24 protein-coding genes are annotated in these 26,193 nt (G+C 65.3%); 14 read left to right on the top strand and 10 right to left on the bottom strand.

Annotation, left to right across the window (positions count from 1 at the left end):
• Positions 1-48 precede the first annotated feature (48 nt).
• From CH305_RS23850 to CH305_RS23840, 3 genes are read left to right on the top strand one after another with little or no spacing between them, the layout of a single operon-like run.
• A complete protein-coding gene (locus CH305_RS23850) occupies positions 49-1,731 on the top strand; it encodes an ATP-binding cassette domain-containing protein (protein WP_094705020.1) in 1,683 nt (560 codons plus the stop codon).
• An 11-nt stretch (positions 1,732-1,742) separates the two neighbouring features.
• Entirely contained in the window at positions 1,743-2,978 is a 1,236-nt protein-coding gene (cobA, locus tag CH305_RS23845) for a uroporphyrinogen-III C-methyltransferase (protein WP_032403606.1), read from the top strand.
• Between the two features lie 7 nt (positions 2,979-2,985).
• Entirely contained in the window at positions 2,986-4,473 is a 1,488-nt protein-coding gene (locus CH305_RS23840; RefSeq protein ID WP_032403211.1) for an MFS transporter, read from the top strand.
• Between the two features lie 13 nt (positions 4,474-4,486).
• Here the strand turns inward: CH305_RS23840 and mgtE are convergent, their stop codons facing one another.
• From mgtE to yaaA, 3 genes are read right to left on the bottom strand one after another with little or no spacing between them, the layout of a single operon-like run.
• On the bottom strand, positions 4,487-5,833 hold the full coding sequence (mgtE, locus tag CH305_RS23835) for a magnesium transporter (RefSeq protein ID WP_094705019.1): 1,347 nt from the start codon (positions 5,831-5,833) through the stop codon (positions 4,487-4,489).
• A gap of 40 nt (positions 5,834-5,873) precedes the next feature.
• Entirely contained in the window at positions 5,874-7,085 is a 1,212-nt protein-coding gene (locus CH305_RS23830; RefSeq protein WP_094705018.1) for a DUF2786 domain-containing protein, read from the bottom strand.
• Positions 7,082-7,825: a peroxide stress protein YaaA gene (gene yaaA, locus CH305_RS23825; RefSeq protein WP_037151443.1), complete on the bottom strand. Its 744-nt coding sequence runs from the start codon at positions 7,823-7,825 to the stop codon at positions 7,082-7,084. The genes CH305_RS23830 and yaaA overlap by 4 nt, the downstream gene beginning before the upstream one ends.
• A 70-nt stretch (positions 7,826-7,895) precedes the next feature.
• Here yaaA and CH305_RS23820 point away from each other — a divergent pair, with 70 nt between their 5' ends.
• On the top strand, positions 7,896-9,647 hold the full coding sequence (locus tag CH305_RS23820) for a proline--tRNA ligase (RefSeq protein ID WP_094705017.1): 1,752 nt from the start codon (positions 7,896-7,898) through the stop codon (positions 9,645-9,647).
• Between the two features lie 77 nt (positions 9,648-9,724).
• A complete protein-coding gene (locus CH305_RS23815; RefSeq protein ID WP_032403215.1) occupies positions 9,725-11,449 on the top strand; it encodes an acyl-CoA dehydrogenase family protein in 1,725 nt (574 codons plus the stop codon).
• Positions 11,450-11,452: 3 nt separating this feature from the next.
• Here the strand turns inward: CH305_RS23815 and CH305_RS23810 are convergent, their stop codons facing one another.
• Positions 11,453-12,067 (bottom strand): TetR/AcrR family transcriptional regulator, encoded by a 615-nt coding sequence (locus CH305_RS23810; RefSeq protein ID WP_256983974.1) that lies wholly within the window; start codon positions 12,065-12,067, stop codon positions 11,453-11,455.
• A gap of 82 nt (positions 12,068-12,149) precedes the next feature.
• Here CH305_RS23810 and CH305_RS23805 point away from each other — a divergent pair, with 82 nt between their 5' ends.
• Positions 12,150-13,604 (top strand): MFS transporter, encoded by a 1,455-nt coding sequence (locus CH305_RS23805; protein ID WP_249305471.1) that lies wholly within the window; start codon positions 12,150-12,152, stop codon positions 13,602-13,604.
• Here CH305_RS23805 and CH305_RS23800 read toward each other — a convergent pair.
• Together CH305_RS23800 and CH305_RS23795 are read right to left on the bottom strand one after the other, a co-directional pair.
• Positions 13,567-14,007: a ferritin-like domain-containing protein gene (locus CH305_RS23800; RefSeq protein WP_032403217.1), complete on the bottom strand. Its 441-nt coding sequence runs from the start codon at positions 14,005-14,007 to the stop codon at positions 13,567-13,569. The genes CH305_RS23805 and CH305_RS23800 overlap by 38 nt on opposite strands.
• Positions 14,004-14,546, bottom strand: coding sequence for a hypothetical protein (locus tag CH305_RS23795; protein ID WP_249305469.1), 543 nt, complete (start codon positions 14,544-14,546; stop codon positions 14,004-14,006). Before CH305_RS23795 ends, CH305_RS23800 begins: the two co-directional genes overlap by 4 nt.
• A gap of 128 nt (positions 14,547-14,674) precedes the next feature.
• On the opposite strand from CH305_RS23795, the gene rimP reads away from it, so the two are divergent.
• The 8 genes from rimP to CH305_RS23755 all read left to right on the top strand — a co-directional run bounded on the left by rimP (position 14,675) and on the right by CH305_RS23755 (position 23,041).
• Positions 14,675-15,250: a ribosome maturation factor RimP gene (gene rimP / locus CH305_RS23790; RefSeq protein ID WP_094705015.1), complete on the top strand. Its 576-nt coding sequence runs from the start codon at positions 14,675-14,677 to the stop codon at positions 15,248-15,250.
• Positions 15,247-16,254 (top strand): transcription termination factor NusA, encoded by a 1,008-nt coding sequence (nusA, locus tag CH305_RS23785; RefSeq protein WP_032377079.1) that lies wholly within the window; start codon positions 15,247-15,249, stop codon positions 16,252-16,254. Before rimP ends, nusA begins: the two co-directional genes overlap by 4 nt.
• A 96-nt stretch (positions 16,255-16,350) precedes the next feature.
• Positions 16,351-16,683, top strand: coding sequence for a YlxR family protein (locus CH305_RS23780; RefSeq protein WP_170944833.1), 333 nt, complete (start codon positions 16,351-16,353; stop codon positions 16,681-16,683).
• 97 nt (positions 16,684-16,780) lie between these two features.
• Positions 16,781-19,666: a translation initiation factor IF-2 gene (gene infB / locus CH305_RS23775; protein WP_094705014.1), complete on the top strand. Its 2,886-nt coding sequence runs from the start codon at positions 16,781-16,783 to the stop codon at positions 19,664-19,666.
• 154 nt (positions 19,667-19,820) lie between these two features.
• Positions 19,821-20,111, top strand: coding sequence for a DUF503 domain-containing protein (locus CH305_RS23770; protein ID WP_032377081.1), 291 nt, complete (start codon positions 19,821-19,823; stop codon positions 20,109-20,111).
• A gap of 104 nt (positions 20,112-20,215) precedes the next feature.
• Entirely contained in the window at positions 20,216-20,716 is a 501-nt protein-coding gene (gene rbfA, locus CH305_RS23765) for a 30S ribosome-binding factor RbfA (RefSeq protein WP_052058494.1), read from the top strand.
• 1 nt (position 20,717) lies between these two features.
• On the top strand, positions 20,718-21,716 hold the full coding sequence (locus CH305_RS23760; protein WP_094705013.1) for a bifunctional oligoribonuclease/PAP phosphatase NrnA: 999 nt from the start codon (positions 20,718-20,720) through the stop codon (positions 21,714-21,716).
• A complete protein-coding gene (locus CH305_RS23755; RefSeq protein ID WP_032403221.1) occupies positions 21,713-23,041 on the top strand; it encodes an MATE family efflux transporter in 1,329 nt (442 codons plus the stop codon). The genes CH305_RS23760 and CH305_RS23755 overlap by 4 nt, the downstream gene beginning before the upstream one ends.
• Here CH305_RS23755 and CH305_RS23750 read toward each other — a convergent pair.
• From CH305_RS23750 to CH305_RS23735, 4 genes are read right to left on the bottom strand one after another with little or no spacing between them, the layout of a single operon-like run.
• A complete protein-coding gene (locus CH305_RS23750; protein WP_094705012.1) occupies positions 23,030-24,124 on the bottom strand; it encodes a sulfate/molybdate ABC transporter ATP-binding protein in 1,095 nt (364 codons plus the stop codon). The two genes, CH305_RS23755 and CH305_RS23750, sit on opposite strands and share 12 nt — an antisense overlap.
• On the bottom strand, positions 24,121-24,933 hold the full coding sequence (locus CH305_RS23745; RefSeq protein ID WP_094610530.1) for an ABC transporter permease: 813 nt from the start codon (positions 24,931-24,933) through the stop codon (positions 24,121-24,123). The genes CH305_RS23750 and CH305_RS23745 overlap by 4 nt, the downstream gene beginning before the upstream one ends.
• A complete protein-coding gene (modA, locus tag CH305_RS23740) occupies positions 24,930-25,721 on the bottom strand; it encodes a molybdate ABC transporter substrate-binding protein (protein WP_170944832.1) in 792 nt (263 codons plus the stop codon). Before modA ends, CH305_RS23745 begins: the two co-directional genes overlap by 4 nt.
• 16 nt (positions 25,722-25,737) lie before the next feature.
• Positions 25,738-26,136, bottom strand: coding sequence for a molybdopterin-binding protein (locus CH305_RS23735; RefSeq protein ID WP_032403224.1), 399 nt, complete (start codon positions 26,134-26,136; stop codon positions 25,738-25,740).
• Between the last annotated feature and the right edge of the window lie 57 nt (positions 26,137-26,193).

Genomic DNA, 26,193 nt, shown 5'->3' with positions numbered 1-26,193 from the left:
TGGTAAACGATTGGCCATCGCGGTGCCGATGAGGTTGGCTGGTTCGTTGTGGCCCACCTCGAACTCAACGACATCGTGTATTTCCTGCCCGACGGCAGGCAGCTGTTGAACGGAGTCGGATTTCGAGTGGGCGACGGTGCCAAGACGGCATTGATCGGCCCGAACGGAACCGGCAAGACGACGCTGACGCGGATCATCGCCGGCGACGAGACCGCCGACGAGGGTTCGGTGTCGAGTTCCGGCTCGCTCGGAGTGATGCGACAGTTCGTCGGCCAGTTACGCGACGACTCGACCGTGCGCGACCTGCTGCTCTCGGTTGCGTCGCCGGCCGTCCGCGCGGCGGCTGCGGCACTCGACGACGCCGAGAACACGATGATCGAGATCGACGACGAGAAGACCCAGATGAAGTACGCCCAGGCACTGTCGGATTGGGGTGACGTCGGCGGTTACGATCTCGAGCCGTTCTGGGACAAGGTCACCACCGCCGCACTTGGCATGCCGTTCGACCGGGCCAAGTGGCGTGCCGCATCGACGCTCAGTGGCGGTGAACAGAAGCGTCTGGTGCTCGAAGCACTCTTCGCCGGGCCCGACAACCTGTTGCTGCTAGACGAGCCGGACAACTACCTCGACGTGCCGGGCAAGCGTTGGCTCGAGGCGACCATTCGCGACTCGGACAAGTCGGTGCTGTTCATCAGCCACGATCGTGAGCTGATCGCCAGCGCTGCGAATCGGATCGTTACCCTCGAACCGGGAGTGAGCGGTGCTACGTCCTGGGTGCACGGTGGGGGATTCGCGACCTATCACGCCGCCCGCGAGGACCGGAATGCTCGGCTCGACGAATTGCGGCGGCGGTGGGACGAGGAACTGGTCAAACTTCGTGCGCTGGTGTTGCGACTGCGTGAGAAGGCGAAGTTCAACGACGGGGTGGCTGCCCGATACCACGCGTCCCAGACCCGTTTGGCCAAGTTCGAGGAGGCCGGACCCCCGGAGGCGGTGCCGCTGAAGCAGCACGTCACCGTTCGACTACGAGGCGGTCGGACGGCCAAACGAGCGCTGGTGTGCACTGCTCTGGAACTGACCGGTCTGATGAAGCCCTTCGACACCGAAATCTGGTACGGAGACCGCGTTGCGGTGTTGGGGTCCAACGGCTCCGGCAAATCGCACTTTCTGCGGCTGCTCGCCAACGGTGGCACCGATCCGGAGAAGGAGCACGAGCCGGTCCAGGAACTGGCACTCGACCCGGTGCCCCATACCGGCACGGCGGTCCTCGGTGCGCGCGTGCGTCCGGGACTGTTCGCGCAGACACACACTCGCCCGGACCTTGCGGGCAACACGTTGCTCGACATCTTGCACATGGGCAACCAACACCGTGACGGCATGGGGCGGGAGGCCGCGGGCCGGGCATTGGACCGCTACGGTCTGGCCCGTGCTGCCGAGCAGTCCTACGACAATCTCTCGGGCGGTCAACAGGCCCGCGTGCAGATCCTGCTTCTCGAACTCTCGGGCGCAACGCTGTTGCTGTTGGACGAGCCGACCGACAACCTCGACCTCATGTCCGCCGACGCCCTGGAGGACGCGATCGCGGCGTTCGAGGGCACGGTGATCGCGGTCACTCACGACCGCTGGTTCGCCCGTAGTTTCGACCGATTTCTGGTGTTCGGCAGTACCGGGCAGGCTTACGAATCCGGTGAGCCCGTATGGGACGAAAAGCGAGTGCAGCGCGCGCGGTAGCGTTTCTTCCCGTGAACGCGACTGACTCTCCCTATCTGGTCGGCCTGAATCTGGACGGTCGACGCGTCGTCGTGGTCGGAGGCGGCACCGTCGCGCAGCGCCGATTGCCGCTGCTCATCTCCTCCGGCGCCGTGGTGCACGTGATCACTCGCGAGGCCACGCCTGCTGTCGAGGCCATGGCGACCGCGGGCCAGGTGACGCTCGAGTTGCGCGACTACCGCGAGGGTGACCTCGCCGACGCCTGGTACGCCATCGCCTGCACGGACGAGGCCGACACCAATGTCGCCATCGTCGCCGAGGCCACCGCGTCCAAGATCTTCTGCGTCCGAGCCGACATCGCCAAGGACGGAACGGCGGTCACTCCGGCCTCGGCCGAGTGGGACGGCCTGACCCTCGGTGTACTCGCGGGCGGTGAGCATCGGCGGTCCGCGGCGGTGCGCAACGCGGTGATCGAGGCCCTGCAGTCCGGGGTCGTCGCCGACTCGGCCCACGCGCCGATGACCGGCGTCGCGCTGGTCGGTGGAGGACCGGGCGACCCGGATCTCATCACTGTCCGAGGCCGCAGACTGCTTGCCTACGCGGACGTCGTGGTTGCAGATCGCCTTGCTCCCCCCGAGCTGCTCGCCGAACTGGGTCCGCATGTCGAGGTCATCGACGCCTCGAAGATTCCGTACGGCCGTGCCATGGCGCAGGAAGCGATCAATCGGGCATTGATCGACGGTGCGAAAGCAGGCAAGTTCGTCGTTCGGCTCAAGGGCGGCGACCCCTATGTGTTCGGTAGGGGATACGAGGAGCTCGAAGCGCTGGCTGCCGAGGGAATCCCGGTGACCGTGGTACCCGGCATCACCAGTGCCATCTCGGTGCCCTCGTCCGCAGGCATCCCGGTGACGCATCGCGCCGTCACCCACGAGTTCGTGGTCGTCAGCGGCCATGTTGCACCCGATCACCCCGATTCGCTGGTCGACTGGGACGCGCTCGCCAAGCTCAAGGGCACGATCGTGCTGCTGATGGCCGTCGAGCGGATCGGGAAGTTCGCCGAGGTGCTCGTCGCCGGTGGACGGCCGTCCGACACCCCGGTCATCGTTGTGCAGGAGGGCACCATGCGTACGCAGCGTGAAGTTCGGGCGGACCTGAGCACCGTTGCCGAGGCCGTTCGCGAAGCGGGGATCAGGCCTCCTGCCATCGTCGTTATCGGGACCGTTGCCGGTTTCTCCGTGAACGCCGGTAACGTGAACGCTCGTGCCTGAGTCATCGATGTCCCAGACCTCCGCCACCGAGATCAAATATCCGGTGACGACCCGAGCGTTCGGGATGGCGATCATCGTCCTGAGTGGCCTGCAGCTGATGGTTGTGCTCGACGGCACCGTCGCCAACCTGGCCCTGGCACCCCTGCAGGCCGATCTCGGGCTGTCCGACGCCGGCCGCAACTGGGTGCTGACGTCGTACGCCCTGGCGTTCGGCGGACTGATGCTGCTCGGCGGCAGGCTCGGCGATGCATTCGGTCGCAAGAAGATGTTCCTGGCCGGCGTCGTGCTGTTCACGATCGCGTCGCTGTTGTGCGGTCTCGCGGTCAACGAAGCCACGCTCGTCGCTGCCAGGGCCCTGCAAGGGGTCGGGGCCGCGGTGGCGTCGCCCACGGCGTTTGCGCTGGTGGCAACCACCTTCGCGCCCGGCCCGGTGCGCAATCAAGCCATTGCGATCTACGCGGCCATGACGGGTGTCGGCTCCATTGCCGGGCTCATCATCGGCGGCGCGTTGACCGAGGTGTCCTGGCGTTGGATATTCCTGATCAACGTGCCGATCGGCGTGGTCATCGTGGTGCTTGCGGTCGTGTCGCTGCAGGAGACGGTGGGCGCAAAATTGCCCCTCGACGTTCCCGGCGCGATTCTGGCCACACTGGGCTGCACCGGTGTGGTCCTGGCCTTGAGCGAGGGCACCGAACTGGGCTGGACCAACCCGATCGTCATCGTCTCGCTGATCGCGGGGTTGCTCTTCCTCGGACTGTTCCTGTTGGTCGAACGTCGTGCCGACAATCCGCTGCTGCCGTTTTCGCTGTTCCGCAACCGGGATCGGGTCGCGACCTTCGTGGCCATCTTCTTCGCCGGCGGCGTGATGTTCTGCCTCGCCGCGTACGTGGCCCTGTTCGTCCAGGACATCCTGGGATACAGCCCGCTTCATGCCGGTCTGGCGTTCGTGCCGTTCGCCTTCGGACTCGGTGCCGCGGCGTTCCTGGCCTCGCAACTGGTGACCCGAATCGCTCCCCGCTGGTTGATTCTGAGCGGTGCCGTCATCATGGTCGGCTGGCTCATGGTGTCGGTCACGACGATGAACGCGGACTCGTCGTATTTCCCCGGACTGTTCTTTCCCGTCATCGGCATCGGCTTCGGTGTCGGCCTGACGGTGGTGCCGCTACCGCTGTGCGCTATCGCCGGGGTGAGCCCCACCGAGATCGGGCCGTTGACGGCGATTTCCCTGGTTGCCCAAACCCTCGGTGGCCCGTTGGCCCTGGCCGTCATCGGAGCGCTGGTCACCTCGCGCACCATCTCGCTGGGCGGAATCTCCGGGCCCGCGACACTGATGAACGAGAGCCAACTCGATGCACTGAGCTCGGGCTACATGTTCGCTTTGTTCTGCTGCGCCGTCTGCGCCGTGATAGCCGGCTTCGCGGCCCTCTTCATCCGATTCACCCCGCAGCAGGTCGCCCAGGCCCAGGCAGCTCAGGAAGACGCCCAGAAAGGCTGACGAGCAGGGCTGATCACACGCCGAGAACAGCCTTGGCGATGAGGAAATACACGATCAGACCCGTTGCGTCGCAGAAGGTCGAGATGAACGGCGTCGAGAACACAGCCGGATCGACGCCGATCTTCTTGGCAACCAACGGCATGGCACCGCCGACGGTGGCCGCAATGGTGCAGATCGACAGCAGAGTGGTTCCGATGACGACCCCGAGGTGCCAGTCGTAGACGAGTCCTGTGATGGCGAAGCCGAGGGTGCCGAGCATCGCACCCATGGTCGCGCCGACCCGAACCTCTCGAAACAGCACTGCGGCAATGTCGCGCGGACGGACGTCGCCCAACGCGAGGGCTCGGGTGACAGTGGTCGCTGCCTGCGAGCCCGTGTTGCCTCCGGTCCCGGTCAACAGAGGGATGAACAGGGCGAGAGTGACCACGGCGGCAAGAGCATGCTCGAAGATCTCGAGTACCTGCACCGTGAGAATTGCCGACAATGCCAGGACCAGTAGCCACACCACACGGGAGCGAACGATGGCGAGCACCGGCGTGGACAGGTAGGGACGCCGTAGTGGCTCCGAGCCGCCTGCCCGGGCGGCATCCTCGTCCTCTGCCTCCTCGAGGATGCGCGCGGACTGCTCGAGAGTGAGAATGCCGATCAGCCGTTCCTCGGAATCGACGACCACCACCGCGGGACTCCGGTGCTCGAAGCACAGCCGGGACGCGATCTCGGCGGACGAGTCCGCCTTGACCACCGGGTGATCCGAGTACAGATCGCCCACCGGGGTCGTCGGTGCCGCGGTCGCCAGGTCGGCAAGAGTCACCACACCGACCAGCGTGCGGTGCTGGTCGGTGATCGGTAGGAGGTAGACCGATTCGGCATCCGCGCCGGTACGACGAACGGCATCGAGTGCCTCGACCACCGTGGTATCGGAGTGCACGCGTACGTATTCGGGGCTCATCCGCCGACCGACCGATCCACGGTCGTAGCCCAACATGGGTGCCGTCAGCGCTCGCTCCGCGGCGGACAGTCCGCTCATCATCCGGTGCGCGACATTGGACGGAAGTTCGTCGAGCAGTTCGACTCGGTCGTCCGGGTCGAGGTCCTCGAACAGCGCGATGACGTCGTCGCTACGCAGGCTCTCGAACAACTCGCTGCGCACCGTGGCGTCGAACCGCTCGAACACCGACACCGCCTCGTCCTTGGGCAGTAGGCGAAAGAGCACCGCGCGGCGAGCGGAGTCGACTCGCTCGAGTATCCGCACCGCGTCGGTCGTCGACACGCCTGCCATCAACGTCGACAGCGCGGCCATGTTGCGCTCGGAGAGCAATTCCGAGGTTCTTGTCATGATGTCGTCGAGGGGCTCGGGCACAGAATCATTTTGCCTTGCGGACCGGCAGTGACATCACACCTCAGCGCGAGAGGTCGGCCCGATCCGCAGCCGCCTGGCCCGAGTCCCAGCCCTCCGCGTCCAGACGCGGACCGCGCATCGGCTTCGCCGTCGGGAACAATCGATCGAACTCGGCCTCCACTGCGACCGTTTGCGCCGCCAGTATCGGTAGTAGATCACCGGAGTCGTGGCGCGCCTCCTCGAGTGCGTGCGCATCGGCGTCGGTCAAGCGATCTCCGACGCGGATCGCATATGCGTACAGGAAGGCCTTACCGAAGGCAGCCGAGCCGGCTTTCTTGCGCTTCTTCGCTTCCGGCGAATGACCGAGGGCGCGGGTTGCCTGGACCAGCAGGGAGGTGAACAGCAATTCGGTCTGCTCCACGTCCACCGGGGCACCCACCAGGGTTGCGACGGCGAACTCGGAGTCCCAGATCGCCTTGACGCGGTTGGCAGTTCCGACGACGTGCAGCAGTTGCGCCTTGGCTGGGGCATGGGGGCCGTCGACATGTACCCGTCGGCCGTGAATGTCGATGTGTCCCTGGGAGAGCAGCATGGTGTCGATCGAGTAGCGCGTCATCAGCTCCTGCGCCTTGGCCGTCAACGTCTCGGCTTCCTCCTCGAAGTCCGTGGCGTCGGCTTTGGCCAACAGGCCACGAATCTTGCTCAGCATCTTGGTGTTCGGTGAGTCGGGGCCGGCGACACCCGACACCGTGGGACGAGTGCGCGGCCACTGGGACGGCTTGGGGCCGAGCTGAGGCCACCGGGGGAGTGTCTGCCATTGACCGAGCAGTGTCAGCACGTCGAGCCACTGATCACTGGCGGCGATGTAGTCGGACTTGCCGGAGGAGGTGAGGTATGCCGTCAGGAAGTCGGGGGTGGACTCGACCCTCGTCGCAACTTTAGGGAACTGCTCGCAGATGGACGACATCTGATCCACCCAGTCCTGCGGGGCCCGCGAATCCGCATCGGTGAGATCGGCTTGATGGAGTAGTGCCGCCGCCGCGAGGGTGGTCACGGCCATCGTGTGCTGACGCCGCACCACGTGCACCAGATCCAACGGCTGCCAACCGTTTTCGTACAGGGTCTCGATCATGTTCGTCAGTGCCAGAGAGCCGACTGCGGTCGCGTCCATCGACACCAGCCGATCGGCGACGTCGTCGGCGATGCGTTGGCTCTTGGTCTTGCCCACGGACGCGTCGGCACCGCGGCGGAGCAGACCGGGGATATCGCTCATTCGGTGAGCACGATCAGTTCGGTGGTCGACGCCACTTCGACTCGTAGACCCGCTTTCGATGCCACGCGCGCAACGGCTTTCACGTCTTTCGGTTCGGCGGTGGTCAGGGTCAATGCACGTGCCAGCAGTCCCTTGTGATGCTTGTTGAAGTGGCTCACCACCGATCGGCTGCCGTCGGGCTTCTCGGTGAGCACCGTAGCGGTGATCGCGCCGGGAACGGGACCGAGCTGTTGATAGGTGCCGGAGCGGAGGTCGACGACGATGCCCTCGTCCTCGGCGAGGATCGCGTCGGACAGTTCCGGCTTCCAATGCGATCGCAGTGTGCCGAAGTCGGGAATCGTCGATCCGCCGGAGAGCCGGTACGACGGAATCGGATCGGACGCCCGGACGGCCCCGAACAGTGCCGATCCGATCCACAGTCTCGCGTGTGCTCGGGCGCGACCGGCCCTGGTGAACGACGGCGCATCGAGGGCGTCGTAGAGCACGCCGGTGTACCGCTGCAGGGCGGGCGTGGTGGGGGAGGTCCACAATCGGGCGTTGCGTTCGATCTCGTCGACCTGGGTAGGACCGAGGCCGAGTGCGGTGACGGAGGCATCGACGTCGCCGGACAACTCGACCAAGGCATCGGCGAGCTTTCTGCGAAGGGGCAACAACGACGGCAACGCCAGTCGGTCCAGATCGAGGGGTGCTCCGGAACCGCCGTCGGACTTCGTCTCGGAGGGAGGAAGGAGAATCAGCACGGTGGTCAAGGCTACTCACTGCACGGCCACCTGCTCACAGGTGCTGCGCAACCGACTAGTCTGACAACCCGTGATCACCCGTCTTTCGCAGCTGTTCCTCCGTACCCTTCGCGACGACCCGGCCGACGCCGAGGTCGACAGCCACAAGCTGTTGGTTCGCGCCGGCTACGTTCGTCGTATCGCGCCGGGTGTCTACTCGTGGCTTCCCCTCGGTTTGCGGGTCCTTCGCCAGGTCGAGCGCGTGGTACGCGAGGAGATGAACGCCATCGGTGCGCAGGAGATCTCGCTGCCCGCCCTGCTGCCGCGCGAGCCCTACGAGACCACGAATCGGTGGACCGAGTACGGCGACGCACTGTTCCGGTTGCAGGACCGCAAGGGCAACGACATGCTGCTGGGGCCCACCCACGAAGAGCTGTTCGCGCTGACAGTGAAGGCCGAGTACAACTCCTACAAGGATCTTCCGGTCACGCTGTACCAGATCCAGACCAAGTACCGCGACGAGGAGCGTCCCCGCGCAGGCATTCTGCGCGGACGCGAATTCGTCATGAAGGACTCGTACTCCTTCGATATGGACGAGGACGGACTGAAGAAGTCCTACGCCGCCCACCGTGAGGCCTACCAGCGCATCTTCGCCAGGCTCGGCGTCTCCTACGTCATCGTCGCTGCGACTTCCGGTGCCATGGGCGGCAGTGCATCCGAGGAATTCCTCGCCGAGAGCGACATCGGCGAAGACACGTACGTCCGGTGTATCGAGTCGGGTTACGCGGCCAACGTCGAGGCCGTCACGACACCGGCACCCGAGCCGCTCCCCATCGAGGGGCAGCCGGCTGCAGTCGACTACGAAACGGGCGATACCCCGACCATCGCGACTCTGGTCGAGTGGGCCAACGGTGCCGATCTGGGCCGTACCGTCACCGGGGCCGACACTCTCAAGAACATTCTGCTCAAGGTTCGTAATGCCGAGGGGGAGTGGGAGTTGCTCGCCGTCGGGCTGCCCGGCGACCGCGAGGTGGACGAGAAGCGGCTCGAAGCATCGCTCGAACCCGCCGAGTTCGCCTTGCTGACCGACGCGGACTTCGCGGCCAATCCGTTCCTGATCAAGGGGTACATCGGACCGCGCGCGTTGCAGGCCAACGGTGTTCGCTATCTCGTTGATCCGAGGGTCGTCGACGGGACGTCGTGGATCACCGGCGCGGATGTCAAGGGCAAGCATGTGGTGAACCTCGTGGCCGGTCGTGACTTCGTTCCCGACGGCACCATCGAAGCGGCCGAGGTACGCGACGGTGACATATCTCCCGACGGTCGTGGTCCGCTCGTCAGTGCCCGCGGGATCGAGATCGGACACATCTTCCAGCTCGGCTACAAGTACACCGACGCGTTCTCGGTCGATGTCCTCGGCGAGGCCGGTAAGCCCGTCCGCCTGGTGCAGGGTTCCTACGGCGTCGGTGTCTCGCGTCTGGTCGCTGTGATCGCCGAGCAGATGCACGACGACAAGGGCCTGCGGTGGCCGTCGGAGGTAGCGCCTGCCGATGTTCATCTGGTGATCGCGAACAAGGACGACGCTGCGCGCGCCGGTGCGGAATCCATTGCAACGCAACTGGATACGCAGGGAATAGAGGTACTGTTCGACGATCGCAAGGCGTCGCCGGGAGTGAAGTTCAAGGACTCGGAACTGATCGGCGTTCCGCTCGTGGTCGTTCTCGGCCGCGGCTGGGCCGACGGCAAGGTCGAGATCCGCGACCGCTTCTCCGGTGAGAGTCGCGAACTGGACATCGATTCGGCGGTCGAGGAGATCGTGAAGGCCGTGCGGCACACCCCGTAGGACTTCTCTCGCGATCTTTCTGCGCGGTCGTTTACCCCGCTGGTAGCTTCGGGGCAACGACTAGGAGAGGTCACACCGTGGCTCAGTATGCGCTGTTCGATCCGACGACTTTCGACCCGGCCGAGCTCGACGAAGACTCTCGCCGACAGCTGCGCGCACTGATCGAGTGGTTCGAGAGCCGCGGTAAAGGCAGGCTGCTGGCGGACGATCTCGACAGCGTCTGGCCCGCAGACTTTCTGGAATTCGTCGCCGAGCAGAAGTTGTTCGCGACGTTCTCCACACCCGCCGCGTACGCCGACGGATTGCCGAACACACGATGGGACGCCGCGCGCAACGCTGCGCTCAGCGAGATTCTCGGGTTCTACGGTCTTGCGTACTGGTACACCTGGCAGGTCACCGTCCTCGGGCTCGGGCCGATCTGGATGAGTGCGAACGACGACGCCAAGCGCCGTGCCGCAGCCGAGTTGGACCGCGGCGGAGTCATGGCCTTCGGCTTGTCCGAGCGGGCACACGGTGCCGACGTGTATTCCACCGACATGCTGTTGACGCCCTCGGCCGACGACCCCGACCTCGAGTTCACCGCGTCGGGGGAGAAGTACTACATCGGAAACGGCAACGTGGCCGGGATGGTGTCGGTGTTCGGTCGGCGCACCGATATCGAGGGACCGGATTCGTACGTGTTCTTCGTAGCCGACAGCGCGCATCCCGCGTATCAGTTGCGCGAGAGTGTCGTGCACGGCCAGATGTACGTCAGTACGTTCTCGCTGGAGAGCTACCCCGTCCGTGGGCAGGACATCCTGCATACCGGTGCCGATGCCTTCTCGGCGGCACTCAACACGGTGAACGTCGGCAAGTTCAATCTCTGCACCGGTTCGGTCGGCATCTGCGAGCATGCGTTCTACGAGGCGATCACACATGCGAACAACAGAATTCTCTACGGAAATCGCGTCACCGATTTTCCGCACGTGCGCAGCGCATTCGTCGACGGTTACTCGCGCCTGATCGCGATGAAACTCTTCAGCGCCCGCGCGGTGGACTACTTCCGCGCTGCCGGACCCGAGGACCGGCGCTACCTGCTGTTCAATCCGATGACGAAGGCAAAGGTCACCTCGGAGGGCGAAACCGTCGTTCGGCTGTTGCACGACGTCATCGCAGCCAAGGGGTACGAGAAGAACACCTACTTCCGTGAGGCCGCCCAGCTGATCGGAACGCTTCCCAAGCTCGAGGGCACCGTGCACGTCAACGTTGCGCTGATGCTCAAGTTCATGCCGGCGTACATGTTCTCGCCCACCGACTACCCCGACGTCGGCACCCGAACCGAGCCGGTCGACGACAGTTTCTTCTTCGCTCAAGGCCCGGCCAGAGGCGCGAGCTCGGTGCGGTTCCACGACTGGAATCCGGTGTACCAGAAGCACTCCGGTATCCCCAATGTCGGACGGTTCTACGAGCAGGCGCAGGCGTTCAGGTCGTTTCTCGCCGAGTGCGCGCCCGACGAAGCGCAGCAGAAGGACCTCGATTTTCTACTCGTGGTGGGCCACCTGTTCTCGCTCGTCGTCTACGGCCACCTCCTGCTCGAGCAGGCCGACGAGATCTCGAACGAGATGATGGACCAGATCTTCGATTTCCAGATCAGGGACTTCTCCGGCTATGCCGTCGCGCTGTACGGGAAGCCGTCGTCGACCGCTGCGCAACAACAGTGGGCTCTGGATTCGATTCGTAAACCGGTGGTCGACGGCCACCGTTTCGAGACGGTGTGGAACGAGGTCGTCTCGTACGACGGTCGGTACGAGATGCGTCCCTAGCCTTCAGCGCAGTCCGGGATCGGCTGGAACGAGCTTGGTTCCGAACGCGCACATCGTCATCTCGTGCAGTCCAGCGCTGTCCTCCGGATGCTCCGGTGCCTGCATCGATATCAAGACATTGAGCAGCATTCCGTGCGCGACGAATTGCCGAGCCTGATCTTCCGAACACCCGGTCCCGTTGCGGATCTGGCTGTAGATCGCGCCCATTCCTTCTCGTGCCTGACGGCCGATCTCGGGTACCGACCCTGCGCCGAACCCGTGCATCATGACCATCAGCAGGTCGCGATCTTCCACCAGATCGGCGTAGGCACCGCCGAGGTCGGCCCAGGTCTCGTCGTCTGCTGGGTCCAGGGGCCCCGAGGCCAGCACCGCGTCGAATGCCGTCATGATGCCGTCGATGGAGCGTTGGAAGACCAGCCGAAACAATTCGACTTTGGTTCCGAACATCCGGACCACGTACGGCTGCGACACGCCCGCTTCCTTCGCCACTGCATCGGTACTCGTTCCGGCAAAGCCCCCGCGTGCGAACGCACGTGTTGCGGCGTCGAGGACGAGTTCTCGACGGTCGGCCGCGTCCATCCGGGTTGCTCTGGGCTTGGGCGTGGGAGTGTCGGACATGTTGACAGGTTATCAGTCGATAACTTACGGTCGTTCGTAAGTAATCATTCGATGCTTACAAACTCGAGACGGGACGTTCGCCGTGACCGCTACAGCCTCTCCGCCTGCACATCATCCTGTCGCTCGGTCGATTCCGGTGTGGCTCGGAATCCTCGCGGCTTCCCTACCGATGTTCATGGCAACACTCGACAATCTGGTGATGACCAGCGCGCTGCCGGTCATTCAGCAGGATCTGAACGCGTCGGTCGGCCAGCTGCAGTGGTTCCTCAACGCCTACACCCTGAGCTTCGCCACGTTCATGCTCACCGCGGCGACGCTCGGTGACAGGTGGGGCAGACGGGCGGTGTTCCTCGGTGGCATCGCGATCTTCACCGTCGCCTCGGTGGCCAGTGCACTCGCCACGAGCCCGGCCATGCTCATCGCGGCGCGGGCTGTGCAGGGCGTAGGTGCTGCCGCGATCATGCCGTTGTCGTTGACCCTGCTGGCCGCGGTGGTACCGATGGGCAAGCGCGCCATGGCAATCGGGATCTGGGGCGGAGTCTCCGGCCTCGGTGTGGCCCTGGGGCCGGTCGTCGGTGGAGCCGTCGTCGACGGCATCTCCTGGCAGGCGATCTTCTGGATCAACGTTCCAGTGGCACTGGTTGCAGTACCGCTCGCCTACACAGCGCTGAAAGAATCGACGGGACGGACCCAGCCGCTCGATCTGCTCGGTGTGCTGCTTGCCGGCGGTGGCGTCTTCCTGTTGGTGTGGGCGGTGGTTCACGGCAACGACGACGGATGGGCGTCGACCACAGTGCTCAGCAGTGCCATCGGGTCTGCGGTGTTGCTCGTCGCGTTCGTCGCGCGAGCGTCTCGCACCCGGTATTCCGTACTGCCGTTGGCGCTGTTCCGATCACGCAGTTTCACCCTCGCCAACGTCATCGGAATCACGTTCTCGCTCGGCATGTTCGGAGCTGTGTTCCTTCTTGCGCAGTACCTGCAGATAGTCATGCACTACACACCGTTCCAGGCAGGCCTGCGTACGCTGCCCTGGACCGCAGCGCCGATGGTGGTCGCGCCGATTGCGGGCCTGTTGGCGGAGCGCGTCGGGCTCCGTGGATTGCTGGTCAGCGGCTTGGCGCTGCAGTCGGTGTCGCTGGTGTGGATGGCTCTGATCCTCGGGCCCGACACCGAGTACCTGTCCATGGTCCCGGCGCTGCTCATGGCCGGCGTGGGCATGGGCCTGACGTTCGCGCCGTCCGCGACGGCAGTGTTGCGAGACATGAAGGTCGACGATCACGCCACGGCGAGCAGCGCGAACTCCACGATGCGCGAAGTGGGTATCGCGCTGGGGATCGCGGTGCTGACCGCCGTGTTCATCGGTAACGGCGGATCGTTGACGCCCACCGGCTACACCGACGCTCTGGCACCGGCCCTACTCGTCGGGGCAGGAGCAGTCGGGATCGGACTGGTCGCGGCACTGTTCATGCCGGGTCGTTCCGCCGCTGGGGCGGAGGCCGTCACGGTCGACCGGGAAATGCCGTCGACGACGGTGTGACTCCCAGGATCTGTTGCCACGTCGCGAGCCGAACCGCGGCGTCGGTCAACGCCTGGACTCCCATCTCGCGCGTACCGCCGGACTGGCTGCGTTCGATCAGCGAACGCCACGCCACACACGTGTCGATCTCGGCCTGGGCAGCCAACCGAGTGGCCGAGATCGCGTCGGTTACCGGAAACGGTGATGCGTATGCAGGATCGGGGAGGGGGACGGCGACACTGGCTGCCTGGAGCGCGTCGATGGTTGCGTCTCTGCGTGCACGATGGGCAGCAGTGTTCGTTGCGACCAGGTCGGCGCGCGTGGGGTTGGAGAACGCCGCGACGACGCCGTAGGCGAATACCGCCGCGTACTCGGCTTCGAGGGCGTCGACCAGACCTTGCTGTTCCGGACCTAGATCGCTCATGCCAGCACCACCAGAGCCGACACTGTGCACGACGCACTGATCGAACCGAGAAGACCGGCCCGATAACCGCTTTCGTTTCGAGCCGCGTCCGCTGCATTGCGAGCGGACGTGGTCAACATCTCCCGCACCGCCGCGATGTCCGGTGGCGGAGCCGGGGGAGCGACGGTGGTCGTGCTGGCTGACGTGGAGGTGTCGGTCGTTGCACCGGTGGCGCGGGCGATCTCGGTGTCGAGCGCATCGGCGTGCTCTGTCCGCTGAGCCGCAACGACTCCGAGCGCAGCTGCGTAGTCGGGAATCGCGGTCGCTGCCGCTGTGGCATCCGTTGCGTCGCTACGGGCAGCACGCAGCTGTGCGGTCAGAGAATCGAGCGCGGGGCCGGAGATCTCGTCCTGGGCGCAAGCCGCAACGGTGGAGACGGTGGCCGCAGACAGGGCTGCGGCACCGGCGAGTCGGAACAACCCGCGGCGACTGAGCGCAAAGGGGGCGATCGGCGTGGGCACCCCGACATCGTGCCAGACCGCAGCGCCTGCACGTGCCATGCCCGCGTGTCGTGACGGCGTGCGTGGTCACGAGCAGTGTCTGCGGGGCGGTAGTCTGTTGGTTCGGCAAACGCAGTCCGGCTGCCGCTCGTCGGACCGCCCACAACTACACACGAGGAGTTCGCGACATGCCTGTTCCGTCCAAGGGGAGGGTTGTCGAACTACTCGCCGACCTCGTTCGAGAACGGGGCTACGACCTCGAAGACGTGAACGTCGTCGCAGCAGGCAAGCACAGCGCGGTGCGCATCATGGTCGATCGAGAAGAGGGCATCGACCTGGACGCGCTCCCTGAGCTGAGCCGAGAGATCTCCGACGCCTTCGATGCGGTGACGGATTTCGGTGAAGCGCCGTACACGCTCGAAGTCACCACTCCCGGAATCGACCGGCCCCTGACCGAGCCGCGGCATTGGCGTCGGGCCCGCGGACGCAAGGTGCGCATCGAGTTGGCCGAGAGCAAGCTGGACGGTCGGGTCGGTCTACTCGACGGAGATTCGGTCACCGTGGTGACCAAGGAGAAGGGCGTGCTGTCCACGCGGTCGATAGTTCTGACAGACGTCGTGAAAGCTGTTGTACAGGTGGAATTTTCAAGGCCCACCGCCGAGGAGATGGACTTGGCGGGTGGCGTGGTCGGCAGCAGGCCCTCGCCTGCGAACACCGACGAAATCGTGGATGTGGAAGCACCGGAAGAAGGGTCGAACAAGTGAATATCGACATTGCCGCACTGCGGGCGATCGAGGCGGACAAGGGAATTCCGATCGAGATGGTGATCTCGACTATCCAGACCGCGTTGTTGACCGCCTACCGGCACACCGAGGGGCACCAGTCCAACGCGTGGATCGATGTCGATCGCAAGACCGGATCCGTTCGCGTGATGGCCAAGGAAATCGACGCCGACGGCAACGTGATCTCCGAGTGGGACGACACCCCGGAGGGCTTCGGGCGTATCGCAGCCACCACCGCGCGCCAGGTCATTCTGCAGCGCCTGCGCGACGCCGAGCACGAGCGGTCGTTCGGTGAGTACTCCACTCACGAGGGTGAGATCGTCAACGGCGTCATCCAGCGCGACACGCGCGCCAACGCCAAGGGCACCGTCATCGTGCGCATCGGCAGCGACGCCAACGGGGCCGACGGACTCCTGCCTCCCGCCGAGCAGGTTCCCGGTGAAACGTACGAACACGGCGAACGCATCAAGTGCTACGTCGTCGGAGTCGCTCGGGGCAACCGGGGTCCGCAGATCACACTCTCACGCACCCATCCGAATCTGGTGCGCAAATTGTTCGCCCTCGAGGTACCCGAGATCGCCGACGGTTCCGTGGACATCGTGGCGGTCGCACGCGAGTCGGGTCATCGGTCGAAGATCGCTGTCGCCTCCACGGTGTCGGGCCTCAATGCCAAAGGTGCCTGTATCGGACCGATGGGGCAGCGGGTGCGGAACGTGATGAGTGAACTGGCGGGCGAGAAGATCGACATCATCGATTTCGACGAGGACCCGGCCACGTTCGTCGGGAATGCGCTCTCACCGTCCAAGGTTGTCTCTGTGACGGTCGTGGATGCTGCTGCTCGCGCGGCTCGTGTGGTGGTTCCGGAGTACCAGCTCTCTCTTGCGATCGGCAAGGAAGGACAGAACGCTCGACTGGCTGCTCGACTGACCGGTTGGCGTATCGATATCCGCAGCGATGCGGCGGCACCCGAGACGACCAGCGCATAGGGCCGGAATGCGGAGTTCGAGGCAATACAGCGGTAGAGTGGTCGATGGTTCGGTAACGAAGTCTCTTCCCAGAAGCATGAACGCGAGTATCCGGTTGTGAAAGCCCGGCCGATTCGTACATGCGTCGGGTGCAGGGAGCGAGTTCCGGCCGCCGATCTGTTGAGGATCGTGGTTCGAGAAGCTGGTTCGCACGAATTCGCTCTCGTCCCCGACATCCGGCATTCGATGTCCGGCCGTGGTGCGTGGTTGCACTACAGCCGAGAATGCCTGCACAATGCGGAGCGACGCCGAGTTTTCGGTCGTGCGTTTCGGATATCGGGAAATGTGGAATCGTCCGCAGTGACAGCCGTGCTCGAAGAGCACGGCCCACTACCGGCCGAGGATACGACAAGAGCAACACCCGTCGACAAGAACAGGCAACAGCACTGATGAGCACACCGTGAAGCACCAACGATGAACGTCCATCGGAGATAACCCGAGGTCGTGCGGGCACCAAGCCTCGCTCGGCCTCTCAGTGAGGAGAGCAGTGGCAGGCAAGGCCCGCGTGCACGAGTTGGCAAAAGAACTCGGTGTCACCAGTAAGGAACTACTCGCACGGCTCAAAGAGCAGGGCGAGTTCGTCAAGTCCGCATCATCCACAGTCGAGGCCCCGGTGGCCCGTCGACTTCGTGAGTCCTTCCCGTCCGAGAACGCGGACGCGTCGGCACCCGCCGCAGCAGCACCCAACGGTCGCGCAGCGGCCGATCGCGCCGCCAGCAGCACCGCGAAGCAGGGCGCAGCGAAGCCGGGTGGACCCCGTCCGGGCCCCAAGCCTGCACCCCGCCAGGCAGAGCCGGAAGCACCCGCAGCTCCGGTAGCACAGGCACCCGTCGAAGCAGCTCCGGCTGCACCCGCTGCTCCGGCACCGGCCGCGCCCGCCGCGCAGCCCGCTGCTCCGGTCGAGCAGGCTCCGGCCGCGTCGGCCGACACCGCCGACGCAACCCAGGCCCCGGCAGCACCCAAGCCCGCAGGTCCCGGCCCCAAGCCAGGCCCCAAGGCTCCGCGTGTCGGCAACAACCCCTACTCCTCGGCCCCCGTGGAACGACCTGCTCCTCGGCCGGCTCCCGGAGCCCCGCGTCCCGGCGGCGGACGTCCCGCTCCCGGACAGGGTGGGCCTCGTCCCGCCACACCGTCGGCCGGCAGCCGTCCGGCTCCCGGTCAGGGTGGGCCTCGTCCCGCTCCGGGCCAGGCCGGACCTCGTCCGAGCCCGGGCTCGATGCCTCCTCGCCCCAATCCGGGTGCGATGCCGACCCGTTCGGCTCGTCCGGGACCCGCAGCAGGACGCCCCGGTCGCCCCGGTGGCGCACCGGGCGGACGTCCGGGTGGCGGCGGCGGCGGTGGCTACCGCGGCGGTGGCGCTCCGGGTGCTCCCGGTGGTGCCCCCGCAGGCGGCGCTCCCGCAGGCGGCTTCCGTGGCCGTCCCGGCGGCGGTGGCCGTCCCGGTCAGCGCGGCGCAGCAGCAGGCGCCTTCGGTCGTCCCGGCGGAGCAGTTCGTCGTGGCCGTAAGTCGAAGCGGGCGAAACGCGCCGAGTACGAGAGCATGCAGGCTCCCGCAGTCGGCGGCGTCAGGCTGCCCCGCGGCAACGGCGAGACCATTCGTCTCGCCCGCGGCGCTTCGCTGTCGGACTTCGCGGACAAGATCGACGCGAACCCGGCCGCACTGGTGCAGGCCCTGTTCAACCTCGGCGAGATGGTCACTGCGACGCAGTCGGTCAACGACGAGACGCTGGAGCTGCTCGGCGGCGAGATGAACTACGTCGTTCAGGTCGTCAGCCCCGAGGACGAAGATCGTGAACTGCTCGACTCGTTCGACCTCACCTACGGCGAGGACGCCGGCGGCGAGGACGATCTCGAACAGCGTCCCCCGGTGGTCACCGTCATGGGCCACGTCGACCACGGCAAGACTCGACTGCTGGACTCGATTCGTAACACCACGGTGCGCGAAGGCGAAGCAGGCGGCATCACGCAGCACATCGGTGCCTACCAGGTGTTGACCGAGCTCGAGGGCAACGAACGTCTCGTGACGTTCATCGACACCCCCGGTCACGAGGCCTTCACGGCCATGCGTGCCCGTGGTGCCAAGGCCACCGACCTCGCGATCCTGGTGGTTGCAGCCGACGACGGCGTCATGCCGCAGACGGTGGAAGCCATCAACCACGCCCAGGCGGCCGATGTGCCGATCGTGGTTGCGGTCAACAAGATCGACAAGGAAGGCGCGAACCCGGACAAGATCCGGCAGCAGCTGACCGAATACGGTCTGGTCGCCGAGGAATACGGCGGCGAGACCATGTTCGTCGACATCTCCGCCAAGCAGGGCACCAACATCGATGCCCTTCTCGAAGCGGTGCTGCTGACGGCCGACGCGTCGCTCGATCTGCGCGCCAACCCGGACATGGACGCTCAGGGTGTTGCCATCGAGGCCCACCTCGACCGTGGTCGTGGGCCGGTCGCGACCGTGCTCATCGCCCGCGGAACGCTGCGTGTCGGTGACTCGATCGTTGCCGGTGACGCGTACGGACGCGTCCGCCGAATGGTCGACGAGCACGGCGAGGACGTCACCGAGGCGTTGCCGTCCCGGCCCGTTCAGGTCATCGGCTTCACGTCGGTGCCCGGTGCAGGTGACAACCTTCTGGTCGTCGACGAGGACCGGATCGCCCGTCAGATCGCCGATCGTCGGAATGCACGCAAGCGGAACGCGCTCGCAGCCAAGAGCCGTAAGCGCATCAGCCTCGACGATCTCGATGCAGCTCTGAAGGAGACTTCGCAGCTCAACTTGATCCTCAAGGGTGACAACTCGGGAACCGTCGAGGCTCTCGAAGAGGCGCTGCTCGGGATCCAGATCGACGACGAGGTCGAACTGCGGGTCATCGACCGCGGTGTAGGTGGCGTCACGGAGACCAACGTCAACCTGGCGTCGGCATCCAACGCGATCATCATCGGCTTCAACGTTCGAGCGGAGGGCAAAGCCACCGAGCTGGCCAACCGCGAAGGCGTCGACATCCGGTACTACTCGGTGATTTACCAGGCGATCGACGAGATCGAGAAGGCCCTCAAGGGCATGCTCAAGCCGGTGTACGAGGAGGTTGCCCTCGGGCAGGCCGAGATCCGCGCGCTGTTCCGTTCCTCCAAGGTCGGAAACATCGCCGGTTGCCTCGTCACCTCCGGTACGATCCGTCGCAACGCGAAGGCACGACTCATCCGAGACAGTGCCGTTGTTGCGGAAACCGTCACGATCTCCTCGCTCCGCCGCGAGAAGGACGACGCGACGGAGGTCCGTGAGGGATACGAGTGTGGTTTGACGGTGACGTACTCCGACATCAAGGTGGGCGATGTCATCGAGGCGTACGAACTCCGTGAAAAGCCGCGCGACTAGAACAGATGCGGAGCCGTTCGGCTCCGTATCCGGTCGCGTCGGCTCGGTAGTGAAGCCAGGGGAGTGACACTGCGCTCCGACTTTCGAGCCGGTGGTGGTACGACAGTTGTACCGCCACCGGCTTTGTCGTCGGAGCCGATCGAAGGACGTCAGCGTGTATCTGGGTGCTCTGGAGTTGGACGTGTTGTTGGGGGACGTACGTTCGCTGGCCGAGAAGCGGTCGATGATGGAACCGGTACTGGGTGATCTGCAAAGGCTGGGAGTGTCGGCTGCGGAAACCGGTGAACGAGAACGTATTCGACGGTCGTTGCTGGGAGTCGCGGCCGCTGGTACCGATGTGGACCTGCTGCACGACAAGCTGGACGAATGCGAACGGCACGTCGCCGAACGCCACGATCTGGAATTGTTGGCAGTACGTCGGAGAATATTCGGACCCGAGGATTGATTCGGGAAGTCCTGTCGAGCACTGTTCGGCAGGCGTGTACAACGCAGCCGCCGGGACGTCGCACTTCGGTCGACGTCCGGCCATGAAAGAGGAGTGTGATTGTCGTGGTGGATCAGGCCAGGGCTCGTAAGTTGTCCAAGCGAATCGCTGCCATCGTTGCGACTGCGATCGATCACGAGATCAAAGATCCGCGGCTCGCGTTCGTGACCATCACCGACACCAAAGTCACCGCTGACCTGCACGACGCCACGGTGTACTACACCGTGATGGGTGAAGACCTCGATACTCCGCCCGACCTGCAGGCTGCCGCGGCAGGACTGGAGAAGGCCAAGGGTGTGCTGCGCTCGAAGGTCGGAGCCGGAACGGGTGTGCGGTACACACCGACCTTGACGTTCGTGACCGACACGGTGCCCGACACCGCGCGCCACATGGAAGACCTTCTCGAACGCGCCCGCGTGGCCGACGAGGAACTGGCCCGTGCGCGTGCGAACGCCAAACCTGCCGGAGACCCGGACCCGTACAAAGCTCCGCGCGAAGTCGCAGACTTGGATGGTCATTCCGCAGGCTCCACTCCTGCAGACGTCGAGCCGGCCGAAGCCGACTGACATGTCCGATGGTTCGGGGGCAGAGTCGCAGCAGGACGAGGATCTGGCGCGGGCGATCGAGATGCTCGAACGTGCATCCTCGGTGACCGTTCTGTGCCATGTGCAGCCCGACGCAGACACGATCGGTAGCGGGCTGGCGCTCGGCTCGGTACTCGAACGTCGTGGCACCGATGTGCAAGTGGCCTTCGCAGCGCCGGCTTTTCTGCCCGAGTCGATGAACGAGCTGCCCGGCCGGCACCTGCTGGTCGACGCCGACAAGGTGGCCGACACGGTGGATCTGGTCGTCACGGTCGACGCCGGAAGTCGGGGCCGGCTGGGGTCGTTGGGTAACCGGCTCGATTCTGCGTCGACCAGCCTCGTCATCGATCATCACCGCAGCAACACCCGATTCGGAACGGTCAACGTGGTGCATGCGTCAGCGGAGTCGACGACTGCTGTGATCGCGCGGCTGTTCGACCAATGGGGTGTCGAGATCGACGCCGATCTGGCGCACCTGCTGTTCGCCGGCCTGGTCACCGACACCGGTTCGTTCCGATGGGTTCGCCCGGGTTCGCATCTGCTGGCCGAGCGACTGCTGGCGACGGGGATCGACGGCGCACACATCGCGCGCAAGCTGCTCGATACTCACCCGTTCGAGTGGCTGCCGATGCTCGGGTCGGTGCTCGGTTCGGCATCGTTGATTCCCGAGGCGGCCGACGGGCGCGGGTTGGTGTACGCGGTCATCCGCAGCGAAGACGCGGCCGGATTGCGGTCGGAAGAGATCGAGAGTGTCATCGACATCGTCCGCACCACGTCCGAAGCCGAAGTGGCTGCCGTGCTCAAGCAGCAGGACTTCGGGACGGTCTGGGTGGTGTCGTTGCGGTCCAAGACCGAGGTGGACGTGTCGGCGGTGGCGTGTGCCCTCGGAGGTGGAGGACACCGCAACGCGGCCGGCTACACCGCGACCGGTGAACTCGGCGATGTGATCGACGCTCTGCGCGGAGCCTTGTCCACGTCGTGAGTTCCTCGCCGGTCACTGCTCGTCGAATACTCGGCTTGTCCCTTCCCTCTCTCGGCGTCCTCGCCGCAGAGCCTCTCTACCTGTTGTTCGATGCCGCGGTGGTCGGCCGACTCGGCGCTCTGGCGCTCGCCGGCTTGGCAATCGGTGGTTTGGTACTCGCACAGGTCAGCACCCAGTTGACCTTCCTGTCCTATGGCACGACTGCCCGAGCCGCTCGTATGCACGGTGCCGGGCGCGAACACGACGCCGTAGGCGAGGGGGTTCAAGCAACCTGGTTGGCATTCGGGCTCGGGGTCGTCATCGTGGCGGTCGTGCAACTCGCGGCCGAGCCTGTGGTGTCGGTCTTGACCGGAGGTGGCGACATCGCCGCCGAGGCGATCGCGTGGCTGCGCATCGCGCTGTTGGGTGTGCCGTTCATCCTGATCTCGTTGGCCGGAAACGGGTGGATGCGCGGTGTTCAGAACACCGTGACACCGCTACGTTTCGTTGTGCTCGGCTTCGGTGTGTCGGCGGTACTGTGCCCGCTTCTGGTTCACGGGTTGTTCGGATTCCCACGATTGGAGCTGGTCGGATCGGCTGTGGCCAACGTGATCGGTCAGGGCGTCGCCGGTGCATTGTTCGTCGTCGCGGTGGTTCGAGAAAGCACTGAACTGCGTCCGCGATGGTCGGTGATGCGTGCGCAGTTGGTACTCGGTCGCGATCTCATCGTGCGCAGCCTCGCGTTTCAGGCCTGCTTCCTCTCTGCAGCCGCGGTCGCGTCGAGATTCGGGGCCGCCTCGGTCGCCGCGAACCAGGTGGTGCTGCACATGTGGAACCTGGTGTCACTCATGCTCGATTCGTTGGCAATTGCTGCGCAGACCCTCGTCGGGGCTGCGTTGGGTGCCGGCCGAACCGAGGATGCGCGCGCACTGGCATGGCGCTTGACGGCGTGGTCGACCGTATTCGCCGTGGTCCTGGCCGGTGTGTTCGCCGTCGGGCGTTCGTTCGTCCCAGGCCTGTTCACCACCGATGCGTCGGTCGTCGATCAGATGCATGCGATCTGGTGGATCTTCGTGGCGATCATTCCCATTGCCGGCGTGGTGTTCGCGTTGGACGGAGTGCTGCTCGGCAGTGGCGATGCAGCGTTCCTGCGGAACGCCACCATGGCATGTGCCGTCGTGGGGTTCCTGCCGTTCATCTGGTCCGCTCTGGTCTTCGACTGGGGCTTGGTGGGGATCTGGATCGGACTCGGTGTTTTCGTCGCCTTGCGCATGCTCGCGGTGGCCGGACGAGTGCTGTCCGGTAAGTGGCTGGTGATCGGCAGCGATCGTCAATTACGACGGTGACGGCAACGCGGGATGCAGAGCAACTTCGAGGCTCTTCACCACGAAATACACGCTGCGCCCCGGCTCGAGCCCCAGATCGGAGACCGCTGCGGGGGTGATGTCGGCGGCCATTCCGGGCGAGCCGTCGGGATGCGGACGAGATCGGACGCGAATGCCGGAGCCCTGCACCTCCATCTCGTCGATCACGACCTCGAAAACGTTCCGTGGGCTGGCATGGGGGGCTGTCGGGTGCACCGAGACCGCGGCGGGGGAGAAGACCGCGACCAGCGACGTCCCGGTGACGTGTTGCCCTGATCCGTGGACCGTCAAGCCCCAGCTCGTGGTCAGTGCGGTCGTGCCGTCGGCGTCGGCCGCACGGCCGGAGAGCAGGTTGACTCCGGCGATTCGGGCACCGAATTCGCTTCGGGGAGCCGCGAGTACCTCGGCAACCGAGCCCCGCTCCACCACGCGCCCGCCGTCGACGATCGCGACGGAATCGGCCAACGCGACCACGTCGAGCAGATCGTGGGTGACGATCAGCGCCGTGCGGGACCTGTCGCGCACTACCGATCGCAGCACTCTGCGGAGCGCCGGTGCTGTCTCGACGTCCAACGCCGCAAGGGGTTCGTCGAGCAGCAGCAGTCGAGGATCGGCGGCAAGAGCGCGTGCGATCGCTATGCGTTGGGCTTGGCCACCGGACAATTGGTCCGGGCGACGGTCGGCCAGATGAGAGGCTCCTACCGCGGCCAGCCAAGTATCGGCCACAGTCTTCCAGGACGCTCGGCTCTCACCCGCGCTCCGCGGCGCGAAGGCGACGTTCGTTCGAGCGTCCATGTGGGGAAACAGGAGTGCGTCCTGCGCGAGAGTGGCAACACCTCGCGCGTGGATCGGAACGAAGGTCTTCGACGAGGTGTCGGTCAACGTGTCCTCGCCGAGTCGGACGATGCCGTCGTCGGGCACCACCGACCCCGACACCAGCTGCAGCAGTGTCGATTTGCCGGCCCCGTTGGGGCCGAGGACGGCGACCGTCTCACCCTCTTCGACGTCGAGTTCGATGTCGACGCCGCGGACATCGACAGTGGCGCGAACGTGCAGCGAGCTCACAGCGAACCCGACGATCGAGTACCGCGCGCGGTGACGACGACGACGGCAGCAACCAGGATCAGCACCAGCGACAGCGCCACCGCGGCATCGGGATCGGCCTCGCGCTGCAGATAGATCTCCAGCGGCAGGGTTCGGGTGACTCCTTCGAGCGAGCCCGCGAAGGTCAAGGTCGCTCCGAATTCGCCGAGTGCGCGTGCGAACGCGAGAACGGTACCGGATATCAATCCAGGCAAGATCAAGGGAACGGTGACGCGGCGTAGAACAGTGGTCGGCGTTGCCCCCAGAGTCGCCGCAACCACGTCGTACCGACTTCCGGCCGTACGCAGTGCGCCTTCGACGCTCACGACGAGAAACGGCAGCGACACGAACACCTGCGCCAACACGACGGCGGAGGTGGTGAACGCGATTCGGATTCCGAACGCTTCGAGATGTTCGCCGAGCAGGCCTTGACGGCCGAATGTGTAGAGCAACGCGATACCGCCGACCACCGGAGGCAGGACCAGAGGGAGTACGACCAGGGAGCGGAGTACCGACAGGCCACGAACAGTGCTGCGGGAGAGCACGATTGCCATCGGTACACCCAGCAGCACGCACATCACCGTACTGGCTGTGGCCGTCTTCAGGCTCAGGACCAGCGCTGCGACCGCAGACTCCGAGGTGACGAGACCGACGAAGTTCGACCAGTCGATGCGGGTGAACATCGCGGCAAGGGGTGCCACGACGACCAGCGCGCCGACGGTCGCCGGAACGAAGATCCACAGCGGTACCCCTACCGCCGATCGCCCGCCATCGGCGACGCGTACGGTCACGGAGCGGCGAAGCCGGCTCGGGCGAGGACGTCTCGGCCGACCGGTCCGGTGACGAACTCGGCGAACGCGCGAGCGGTGGCGTCGTTCTCGGACCCATTCAGTGTCGCAACCGGATAGGTGTTGACGGCTTCGCTCGATTCCGCGAACGGCACTGCTGTCACGGAGTCACCCGACCCTGCTGCGTCTGTGACGTACACCAGCCCGGCATCGGCTTGACCCGACGTGACTTTGCCCAGTACATCGGTAACCGACGATTCCTCGCTCACCGCCGGGATGTCCGTGCCGGTCGCGGCTTCCACGGCTGCCGTCGCCGCACCGCACGGCACCTGAGGTGCACAGATCACCGTCAGAATGTCGGGGTTCGCCAGATCGGCGAACGACGTGATGCGATCCGGGTTGCCCGGCGCGGTCACGATGGTCAGGGTGTTCGAGGCGAAGTCGACGGGATCACCTGCCACCACGCCGGCGTCGACCGCCTTCGTCATGTTCTTCGTATCCGCGGAGGCGAAGACATCGGCGGGTGCACCGGAGATCAGCTGCGTGGCCAGATCGGAGGATCCGGCAAAGCTGAACTCGACCGAGGTGCCGGGGTGCTCGGCCTCGAAGCGCGTACCCAGTTCGGTGAACGTCGCTCGCAGGGATGCTGCGGCGAAGACGGTGATGTCACCCCCGACGGTATTGCCGGTCGCGGCCGGATCGGAGGCACCGGATTCGGATGCCCTGTCGCATCCGGTGAGGACAAGAGTGACGGCAACGAGAGCCACGAATGCCGGTCTGAGTGTCTGCACTGAAATCTCCTGCGATCTAGGGTGTCTCGACGATGACCGTGGTGGCCTTGACGACCGCGACGGTCACCTTGCCCGGCTCCAGTCCGAGTTCACGAACGGACTCGGTACTCATCAGGGACACGATGGAAAAGGGCCCACACTGCATGGTGACCTCGCTCATCACAGTGTCCGAGACGACCCCGGTGACGAGCCCGACCAGTCGGTTGCGGGCAGAACTGCCGCCGGAGGCCACTTCGGGTGGGGGCGCGGCATGCTGACGGGCATAAGCGGCGAGGTCACTGCCGGCGATCACCTTGCGCCCTGTCTCGTCCTCGAACGAGGCGAGTGTGCCGCCGTCGATCCACCTCCGCACGGTGTCGTCACTGACGCCGAGCAGTGCGGCAGCGTCTCGAATGCGGACCGGAGGCACCGTCATCGCGACACCCGCGCTGTCTTGGTCGTCCGCAAAAAAGTCATGAAAGGCACCATATAC

It is taken from the genome of Rhodococcus sp. 15-649-2-2 (assembly GCF_002258645.1).
GTDB lineage: Bacteria > Actinomycetota > Actinomycetes > Mycobacteriales > Mycobacteriaceae > Rhodococcoides.
This window is presented reverse-complemented; position numbering and strand designations above follow the sequence as displayed.